This is a genomic window from Mesorhizobium sp. M0208 (assembly GCF_040322015.1).
Lineage (GTDB): Bacteria > Pseudomonadota > Alphaproteobacteria > Rhizobiales > Rhizobiaceae > Mesorhizobium.
Genome location: NZ_JAMYSP010000035.1, coordinates 44,328 through 53,687, shown reverse-complemented (window position 1 = coordinate 53,687; position 9,360 = coordinate 44,328). Strand labels below are relative to the sequence as shown.

At 62.9% G+C, this 9,360-nt stretch carries 8 protein-coding genes; 5 read left to right on the top strand and 3 right to left on the bottom strand.

Features of this window, described 5'->3' with window-relative positions; all coding sequences use genetic code 11:
* The first annotated feature begins 80 nt into the window (after positions 1-80).
* From recA to NKJ17_RS26650, 3 genes are all read left to right on the top strand, one after another.
* Positions 81-1,178 carry a recombinase RecA gene (recA, locus tag NKJ17_RS26660; RefSeq protein WP_023674696.1) on the top strand — a complete coding sequence of 366 codons (1,098 nt, stop codon included), beginning with the start codon at positions 81-83 and terminating at the stop codon, positions 1,176-1,178.
* A gap of 260 nt (positions 1,179-1,438) precedes the next feature.
* Positions 1,439-4,105, top strand: a complete 2,667-nt coding sequence (gene alaS, locus NKJ17_RS26655; protein WP_352506438.1) for an alanine--tRNA ligase — start codon at positions 1,439-1,441, stop codon at positions 4,103-4,105.
* A 58-nt stretch (positions 4,106-4,163) separates the two neighbouring features.
* Positions 4,164-4,943, top strand: coding sequence for a PhzF family phenazine biosynthesis protein (locus NKJ17_RS26650; RefSeq protein WP_352506568.1), 780 nt, complete (start codon positions 4,164-4,166; stop codon positions 4,941-4,943).
* 128 nt (positions 4,944-5,071) lie between these two features.
* On the opposite strand, the gene NKJ17_RS26645 is transcribed toward NKJ17_RS26650, so the two are convergent.
* From NKJ17_RS26645 to NKJ17_RS26635, 3 genes are read right to left on the bottom strand one after another with little or no spacing between them, the layout of a single operon-like run.
* Entirely contained in the window at positions 5,072-5,653 is a 582-nt protein-coding gene (locus NKJ17_RS26645; protein ID WP_352506437.1) for a demethoxyubiquinone hydroxylase family protein, read from the bottom strand.
* Positions 5,654-5,668: 15 nt separating this feature from the next.
* Complete coding sequence (locus tag NKJ17_RS26640; RefSeq protein WP_352690856.1) at positions 5,669-6,289, bottom strand: glutathione S-transferase family protein; 621 nt, start codon at positions 6,287-6,289, stop codon at positions 5,669-5,671.
* A gap of 9 nt (positions 6,290-6,298) precedes the next feature.
* Complete coding sequence (locus tag NKJ17_RS26635; RefSeq protein WP_352506435.1) at positions 6,299-7,510, bottom strand: NADP-dependent isocitrate dehydrogenase; 1,212 nt, start codon at positions 7,508-7,510, stop codon at positions 6,299-6,301.
* A 206-nt stretch (positions 7,511-7,716) separates the two neighbouring features.
* Between NKJ17_RS26635 and NKJ17_RS26630 the strand changes: the two genes are divergently transcribed.
* Entirely contained in the window at positions 7,717-8,583 is an 867-nt protein-coding gene (locus NKJ17_RS26630; RefSeq protein WP_352690855.1) for an RNA methyltransferase, read from the top strand.
* Between the two features lie 78 nt (positions 8,584-8,661).
* A complete protein-coding gene (locus NKJ17_RS26625; protein WP_352506433.1) occupies positions 8,662-9,306 on the top strand; it encodes a DUF805 domain-containing protein in 645 nt (214 codons plus the stop codon).
* The last annotated feature ends 54 nt before the right edge of the window (positions 9,307-9,360 follow it).

Here is a 9,360-nt window from a genome sequence, read left to right as displayed (position 1 = left end):
AAATGAGAACAAACGAGGTACATTCTTTTAAGGATTGCGGGATTGTCCGGCCTCCATTGACGACCACGGGGTGATGTATCATGGCTCAGAATTCTTTGCGGCTTGTAGAGGACAAAGCGGTGGACAAATCAAAGGCTCTGGATGCGGCGCTGTCGCAAATCGAGCGTGCCTTCGGCAAAGGCTCGATCATGCGGCTCGGCGCAAACGAGCAGGTCGTCGAGATCGAAACAGTGCCGACCGGCTCGCTTGGGCTGGACATCGCGCTTGGCGTCGGTGGCCTGCCGCGCGGCCGCATCGTCGAGATCTACGGGCCGGAAAGCTCGGGCAAGACGACGCTGGCGCTGCACACGGTGGCCGAAGCCCAGAAGAAGGGCGGCATCTGCGCCTTCGTCGATGCCGAGCACGCGCTCGACCCGGTCTATGCCCGCAAGCTCGGCGTCGATCTCGAAAACCTATTGATCTCGCAGCCCGATACCGGCGAGCAGGCGCTGGAGATCTGCGACACGCTGGTGCGCTCCGGCGCCATCGACGTGCTGGTGGTCGATTCGGTGGCGGCGCTGACGCCGCGGGCGGAAATCGAAGGCGAGATGGGCGATTCGCTGCCCGGCCTGCAGGCGCGCCTGATGAGCCAGGCACTGCGCAAGCTCACCGCCTCGATCTCGCGCTCCAACACCATGGTCATCTTCATCAACCAGATCCGCATGAAGATCGGCGTCATGTTCGGGTCGCCCGAGACGACGACCGGCGGCAATGCGCTGAAATTCTATGCTTCGGTCCGCCTCGACATCCGCCGCATCGGCTCGGTCAAGGATCGCGACGAGGTCGTCGGCAACCAGACCCGCGTCAAGGTGGTCAAGAACAAGCTGGCGCCGCCCTTCAAGGTGGTCGAGTTCGACATCATGTATGGCGAGGGCGTCTCCAAGACCGGCGAGCTGGTCGATCTCGGCGTCAAGGCCGGCGTGGTCGAAAAGTCGGGCGCCTGGTTCTCCTACAATTCGCAGCGTCTTGGCCAGGGCCGCGAAAACGCAAAACTGTTCCTGCGCGATAATCCCGACACGGCGCGCGAGATCGAGCTGGCGCTGCGACAGAATGCCGGGCTGATCGCCGAGAAATTCCTTGAAAACGGCGGCTCCGAAAGCAGCGACGACGGTTTCGAGGACGACGCTGGGGTGATGTAGGGCAGGCGACGCCTCGCGGAGCCTCAGCCGGGTTTCGATTTGATGTTTTGATTTTGAGTTTGCGTAATCGATGCGTTTCGAACCGCCGGCCCCGTGCCGGCGGTTTGCGTTTGACGGCGGGGCAGAAGCCATTTCAAAGCGCTGGTGAAAGCGGGGATTTGAGCCCGTTTGGTGTTTCTGGACAGGCTGCGGTGCGACCGCTAAAAGGCCATGTCTATTTTCCGCCGGCAGCCGGCGGTTCTCTCGAAAAGGCAGTATTCATGAGTGGCGTCAACGAGATCCGGTCGGCATTTCTCGACTATTTTCGCAAGGAAGGTCACGAGGTCGTCGCGTCAAGCCCGCTGGTGCCGCGCAACGACCCGACGCTTATGTTCACCAATGCCGGCATGGTGCAGTTCAAGAACGTTTTCACCGGTCTGGAGAAGCGGCCCTATTCGCGCGCCACGACTGCCCAGAAGAGTGTTCGCGCCGGCGGCAAGCACAACGACCTCGACAATGTCGGCTACACTGCGCGCCACCTGACCTTCTTCGAGATGCTCGGCAATTTCTCCTTCGGCGACTATTTCAAGGAGCGCGCCATAGAGCTTGCCTGGAACCTGATCACCAGGGAGTTCGGGCTGAAGAAGGACAAGCTGCTGGTCACCGTCTACCACACCGACGACGAGGCGGCCTCGTACTGGAAGAAGATCGCCGGCCTTTCGGACGATCGCATCATCCGCATCGCGACTTCGGACAACTTCTGGGCAATGGGTGACACCGGGCCTTGCGGGCCGTGTTCGGAGATATTCATCGACCGTGGCGAGCATATCTGGGGCGGTCCCCCCGGCAGCCCCGAGGAGGATGGCGACCGGTTCCTCGAATTCTGGAACCTGGTGTTCATGCAGTATGAACAGGTGACGAAGGAAGAGCGCGTCGACCTGCCGCGTCCGTCGATCGACACGGGCATGGGCCTCGAGCGCATGGCCTCCATCCTGCAAGGGGTTGAAAGCGTCTTCGAAACCGACCTGTTCCGCCACCTGATCGACGCTGCATCGTCGGCGCTCGGCAAAGGTCCGGATGCGGACACCGTCGCATCGTTCCGGGTCATCGCCGACCATTTGCGTTCGTCCTGCTTCCTGGTCGCCGACGGCGTGCTGCCGTCCAACGAAGGACGCGGCTACGTGCTTCGTCGCATCATGCGCCGCGCCATGCGCCACGCGCAGTTGCTCGGCGCCCGCGATCCGCTGATGTGGCGCCTGGTGCCGGCGCTGGTCCGCGAGATGGGGCAAGCCTACCCGGAACTGGTGCGCGGCGAACAGATGATCACCGAGACGCTGAAGCTTGAGGAAACTCGTTTCCGCAAGACGCTGGTGCGCGGCTTGGGCTTGCTTTCGGAGGCGACGGAAAAGCTGGCCTCCGGCGACATGCTGGATGGCGAGACAGCGTTCAAGCTCTACGATACCTATGGCTTTCCGCTCGATCTGACGCAGGACGCGCTGCGCCGGCGCAACATCTCGGTCAACCTTGCCGGCTTCACCGAGGCAATGGAGCGGCAGAAGGCGGAGGCACGCAAAAGCTGGGCTGGTTCCGGCGAGGCCGCAACCGAGACGGTATGGTTCGCGGTGCGTGAGGAGACCGGCGCCACCGAATTCCTGGGTTATGAGACCGAGCAGGCGGAAGGCCTTATCGAGGCGCTGGTCAAGGACGGCAAGACCGTCGACAGTGCCGGCAAAGGCGACGCCGTTGCCGTGGTTGTCAACCAGACGCCGTTCTATGGCGAGTCCGGTGGCCAGATGGGCGATGCCGGCGTCATTTCGGGCGACGGGTTCTCGATCGAGATATCCGATACCCAGAAGAAGGCCGATGGGCTTTTCGTCCATCTCGGCAGGGTGGCCAATGGCACTGTCAAGACTGGCGCGACCGTCGAGCTGAAGGTGGACCACGCGCGGCGCTCCAGGCTGCGCGCGAACCATTCCGCCACACATCTGATCCATGAGGCGCTGCGCGAGGTGCTGGGTACCCATGTGGCGCAGAAGGGCTCGCTGGTCGCGCCCGAGCGTCTGCGCTTCGACATTTCGCACAACAAGCCGATCTCGCCGGACGAGATCGAAGAGGTCGAGCGCATGGCCAACGAGATCGTCGTTCAGAACGGCCCGGTGATCACACGACTGATGTCTGTCGACGACGCCATCGCCGAGGGCGCCATGGCGCTGTTTGGCGAGAAGTATGGCGATGAAGTGCGCGTCGTTTCGATGGGCACGGGCTTGCATGGCGCCAAGGCCAACCGGCCTTATTCGGTCGAGCTATGCGGCGGCACGCATGTCAGGGCGACCGGCGATATCGGCCTGGTGCGCATCGTGTCCGACAGCGCGGTCGCTGCCGGCGTGCGCCGCATCGAGGCGTTGACCGGCGAGGCCGCCAGAAAGCATCTCGACGAACAGGACAAACGGCTGAAGGCGGCCGCCGCCGCGCTGAGGATTTCGGCGGCCGATGTGCCGGCCCGCGTCGAGGCGCTGCTCGACGAGCGCAAGAAGCTCGAAAAGGAGCTGACAGAGGCGCGCAAGAAGCTGGCGCTGGGCGATCGCTCGCCAGCTGGTGTGCCTGCGGAAAACGAAACCATTGCCGGTGTCGGTTTTCTCGGCAAGGCGGTATCGGGCGTCTCGCCAAAGGATCTGAAACCACTGGCCGATGCCGGCAAGAAGTCCCTCGGCTCCGGCGTGGTCGTCTTTGTCGGCGCCGGCGAGGACAACAAGGCGAGCGTCGTCGTCGCCGTTACCGATGATCTGACCGGCCGCTTCAGCGCCATCGATCTGGTGCGCGTCGCGTCCGCGGCATTGGGCGGGCAGGGCGGCGGCGGGCGACCCGATATGGCCCAGGCCGGCGGCCCGGACGCCTCGAAGGCCGAAGACGCGATCGCTGCGGTGAAGGCGGCGCTGGAAGCTGCGTGAATCTGCACCAGTAAGGCCAGGCCGAAGTGGCAGCGGGGATGATGTGGCAACGTTGACCATGTATCAAGTCGACGCTTTTGCCGAACGGGCTTTCCAAGGCAACCCCGCTGCCGTTCTCATTTTGGAGGACTGGCTATCGGACGACGTGATGCAGGCCATCGCAAACGAGAACAATCTTGCTGAAACCGCGTTTGCGCGGCCGAGTGGCGAGGGTTGGGATTTGCGCTGGTTCACGCCGGTTCATGAAGTCGACTTCTGTGGCCATGCTACACTTGCGGCCGCCCATGTGCTGACTACGGAATACGATGGTCAGGGCGAAATGGCCTTCGCCACCCGGGTGGGCGAGCTGCGGGTTTCCCGGCGGGAAGGCGCCTATCAGCTCGATCTGCCGTGTTTTCCGCCGCGGCCCGTCGAGGACGAACTGACCTCGGCGCTGCAAGCGATATTGCCTCAGCGGCCGGTTGCGAGCTTCCGCAATTTCGAGAACCTGTTTGTCGAGCTTGCCGACGAGACAACCGTGCGATCTTTCGTTCCCGATCTGCTCAGGATCGGACGTTTTCATCCTCTCGGCCTGGTCATTACCGCGCCTGGGCAAGCCCATGATTTCGTCTCGCGTTATTTCGTACCCGGAGCTGGCATTCCCGAGGACCCGGTGACTGGCTCCATTCATGCGACATTGGTGCCGTACTGGGCTGAAAAGCTCGGCAAGACGCATGTATCGGCATTCCAATGCTCGCAGCGCGGCGGGCATTTGCTATGCGAACTGGCCGGAGATCGCGTGCTGATCACAGGCCGTGCGAAGACCTTCATGAAGGCGGAAATCTACCTTCCCGATTGAGCGGCTCGCCAATTCGGTGGCTGCTTCGCCTCAGCCAAGATCACGGTATGGCGCTTGGGCCGTGGCGGCGGCCAGATGGCGCAGGCCAGTGGCCTGGAAGAAGCGCCGCTGGAACGGCATAGCGCTCATCAGGGATGCCTTGATGCCTTCAGGGCACGCGTCATTCGCGTCGAGTCGCCCCAGGTCGACAGCCAAATCAGGCAGTCGGTGGTAACGGAGATCGCTGCGCGCAGGCAGTTCAGCAACGGTCCAGGCGACCTCAACTGCTCTTCGGCGTGACGGAGATGGGCAAGCTCTTCTTCGCGGATGGACAGGATGATGCCGTGCAACTCGTGATCGCGTCCGGTTAGAAAGAACAGCTGATCATCGAGATGTCGGTGCACCGCCGCTTCGACCGCTGCGGTGCAGGCCCAGACGCCTTGCGGGCCGAGCAGGGCAGTGAGGAAGCCTAGCAGCCAGCCGCCCCAACTCCAGAATTGCATCACGCGGCACGGTCGGGAATGTCGCAGCGGCATGGCTGCATGGAAAGCCGCGCAATGGCTGCGCTCGTGCCCAAGCATCTGCGACAAAGACGGCACGCAGTCCGGCCAGAAACGCTTCGCGACAAGAATCTGTGCAGAGTAGATTCTGATCGCGCCGTATTCGCCGGCGTGGTTGACTCTGACTATTCTGGCCACCGTCAGTACGTCCTGGTGGGAGAGTTCAGTCATGAATGCGCCCGAGAGTTAAGTCAGCCTGCCGGCAACGCTCGCACGCGCAGCAATGCGGGTCCACCAATCCCGAAGCTCGGCAGACTCGGCCAGCAGGGCTTGCCCCTCGGCGACCTTGACGAAATAGCTGATGATTGGCGCAGCGTGCAGGTCGGCCAGCGTCAGGTCCGTCCCCAACAGCCAAGGCCCTCCGGCTTTCAGCGACGACAGCGCCTGCAATGCCGTTCTCGCCTGCCGCAACCCGTTGGCGATCACGGCTTCGTCGGGTGGCGTTTTCTCCAGCCGCTCGACCGCGACATCCCAGACCATGGCCCTGTAGGCGTAGGCGTCGAGCAGGCCGGTGATCTGGTTCATGCGTGCTCGACGCCGGGCTCCGACCGGCTGCAGCGCCGGGCCGTCAAAGGCTTCGTCGACATAACGCGCAATCGCGCCGGTCTCGTAGAGGCAAAAGCCGTCATGTTCGAAGGCCGGGATGCGGCCAAACGGCTGGTGCTCGAAGTACCAGCCGGGAATGCCGTCCGCGGCAAAGACGTCGACGGGCACCAGCTCGTAGCCGACGCCCTTTTCCTCGAGCACCAGCCGCACGATGCGCACATAGACGCTGTAGTCCGCGCCGTAGACGACGGGCTTGCCCATGTCGCGGGCTCAGGCCATCGCCTTCTGCAAATTCTCGTCGATCTTGTCGAGGAAGCCGGTGGTCGAAAGCCATGGCTGGTCGGGGCCGATCAGCAGCGACAGATCCTTTGTCATGAAGCCGGACTCGACCGTCTGGATGCAGACCTTTTCCAGGGTCTCGGCAAAGCGCTTCAGTTCGGCATTGTCGTCGAGCTTGGCGCGGTGCGTGAGGCCGCGCGTCCAGGCGAAGATCGAGGCGATCGAATTGGTCGAGGTCTCCTCGCCCTTCTGGTGCTGGCGATAGTGGCGGGTAACGGTGCCGTGCGCGGCTTCCGCCTCGACGGTCTTGCCGTCCGGCGTCATCAGCACCGAGGTCATCAGGCCGAGCGAGCCGAAGCCTTGCGCCACCGTGTCGGACTGAACGTCGCCGTCATAGTTCTTGCAGGCCCAGACATAGCCGCCCGACCATTTCAGGCTGGAGGCCACCATGTCGTCGATCAGCCGGTGCTCGTACCAGAGCTTCTTCGCCTTGAATTCGGCTTCGAACTCCGCCTCGTAGACCTCCTGGAAGATGTCCTTGAAGCGGCCGTCATAAGCCTTGAGGATTGTGTTCTTGGTCGAGAGGTAGACGGGGTAATTACGCAGCAGGCCATAGTTCAGCGAGGCGCGGGCGAATTCGCGGATAGATTCGTCGAGATTGTACATGGCCATGGCGACGCCGGGGCCGGGTGCGTCGAACACATCGTGCTCGATCACCTGGCCGTCCTCGCCGACGAATTTGATCGTCAGCTTGCCCTTGCCGGGAAAGCGGAAGTCGGTGGCGCGGTACTGGTCGCCAAAGGCGTGGCGGCCGACGATGATCGGCTTGGTCCAGCCGGGCACCAGCCGCGGCACGTTCTTCATGATGATCGGCTCGCGGAAGATGGTGCCGCCGAGGATGTTGCGGATGGTGCCGTTCGGCGACTTCCACATCTTCTTCAGCTTGAATTCCTCGACGCGCTGCTCGTCGGGCGTGATCGTCGCGCATTTCACGCCGACGCCGTATTTCTTGATGGCGTTGGCCGAATCGATGGTCACCTGGTCGTTGGTGGCGTCGCGGTGCTCGATGCCGAGGTCGTAATATTCGAGCTTGAGGTCGAGATAAGGGTGGATCAGCTTGTCCTTGATGAACTGCCAGATGATGCGGGTCATCTCGTCGCCGTCGAGTTCGACGACCGGGTTCGCCACCTTGATCTTCGCCATGAAAAGAATGCCTCGCTTTTGGGGAACGGAACGGCCTTGCCCGCACGGCTGCCGGCCCTGGGATGCGGCCCGTATATCAAAGGCTTTTTGGCCGCGCAAACGGCGAACCGCGCCGTAGTGCCGGCATTCTTTGCCAAAGCTTCATTTTCGCCGCCAAATGTGGCAGGGGACTGCGAAATGCCGCAAACAGCAGTTCACTGACAACCATGGCCGCTACCCAGGATCCCGACACCCCTCTTGCCTCCGGAACGCCTGCGTCCGGACCGGCGATCATCCTGGTCGAGCCGCAGCTCGGCGAGAATATCGGCATGGTTGCGCGCGCCATGGCCAATTTCGGGCTTGCCGAGCTGCGGCTCGTCAATCCGCGCGACGGCTGGCCGAGCGACAAGGCGCGTGCCGCCGCAAGTCGCGCCGACCACCTCATCGATGCCGTCACGGTGTTCGACGACCTGGCCTCGGCGGTCGGCGATTTGAACTTCGTCTTCGCCACCACGGCGCGCGCGCGCGACAATTTCAAGCCGGTGCGCGGTCCGGTCGAGGCGGGCAGGGCGCTGCGGGCGCGGCAGCGGGCCGGCCAGCGCACCGGCATCCTGTTCGGCCGCGAGCGCTTCGGCCTCTATAATGACGAGGTCGGCCTTGCCGACGAGATCGTCACCTTCCCCGTCGATCCAGCCTTCTCCTCGCTCAACATCGCCCAGGCGGCCCTGCTGATGTCCTATGAATGGATGAAGTCCGGCCTGGAAAACGAGACCATGACCAACTTTTCCGGCCCTGAAATGCCGCCGGCTGCCAAGGAAGAATTGCACGGCCTGTTTGCGTATCTGGAAGGTGCACTGGAGGCGCGCGGCTATTTCCGCCCGGCAGCGAAGAAGCCGAAGATGGTCGACAATTTGCGCGCAGTGCTGACCCGCCCCGGCTTTGCCGAGCCGGAGCTCAAGGTGCTGCGCGGAATAATATCATCGCTGGACAGGTTCTCGCCGGCCATGCCGCGCGGCGACGGATCGCCCGGCGACGATCCAAGGCGGCTCCCGGCGGCCGCGGCACGCGCTGCGAGGGCGAAAGACAAAGACTAGGCGCGCAAATGCAGCTGTCTTACCAGTAACCGAATTTTATTTGGTTTGATCCATGGTTTTCGAAACGATGGATCTCGAATGTTTAGCTCAAATATCGGTCGTCTTCGCTTTTTCTTCTATTCCGTGACTCTGCTGGTTGCGGAAATCGCGACCTTTGTGCTGTGTGTCGTGCTGACCATCGGCATCGAGGGCTTGGCCAATTCGAAACCAGGTCCTTCCAGGGAAGGGCTGGCCGCGGCCGTTCTCGTCGCCTCGCTGGTGATCGTTCTGTTCCGCGCGAATTTCGCCTGGCGTCGAAGCCGCGACGCGCAAGGGTCCGGTTGGATCCTTTGGTCGTATATCGTGTTCTCGACGCTGTTCGCGATCCTGCAGGCCGGCACTGTTCTTGTCGTAAAATTCGACGGCGAAGATTCGCATTCCGGTCTTAACCTGCTGGGATTAGCTCTTGTCGGGCTGTGGGCCGTCATCTTGGCGGCCAGGCCGGCGGGCGGTCGCTCTTCCGATATAGCGTCATCCCTGAGTTTCGACGATTTCGACCCGCCCGGGCCGCTACGCGGCACCGCGGCGCTCCATTCAGCGTCAGCCGCCGGCGTGACGGCCCAGGCTCCGCCCTACGCCATGCGCGCCGCACCGGTGCCGTCGAACCATCGCGCATCTCAACCTGCATCTCCGGCAATCGGCCGGCCGCGGGCCGGCGGCTTCGGCAAGCGGGGCCTTGTGTGACCCGTCTCGCCGCATCAAGGCCATGATGGTTCCACATAGAAGCGGCCGGGACAA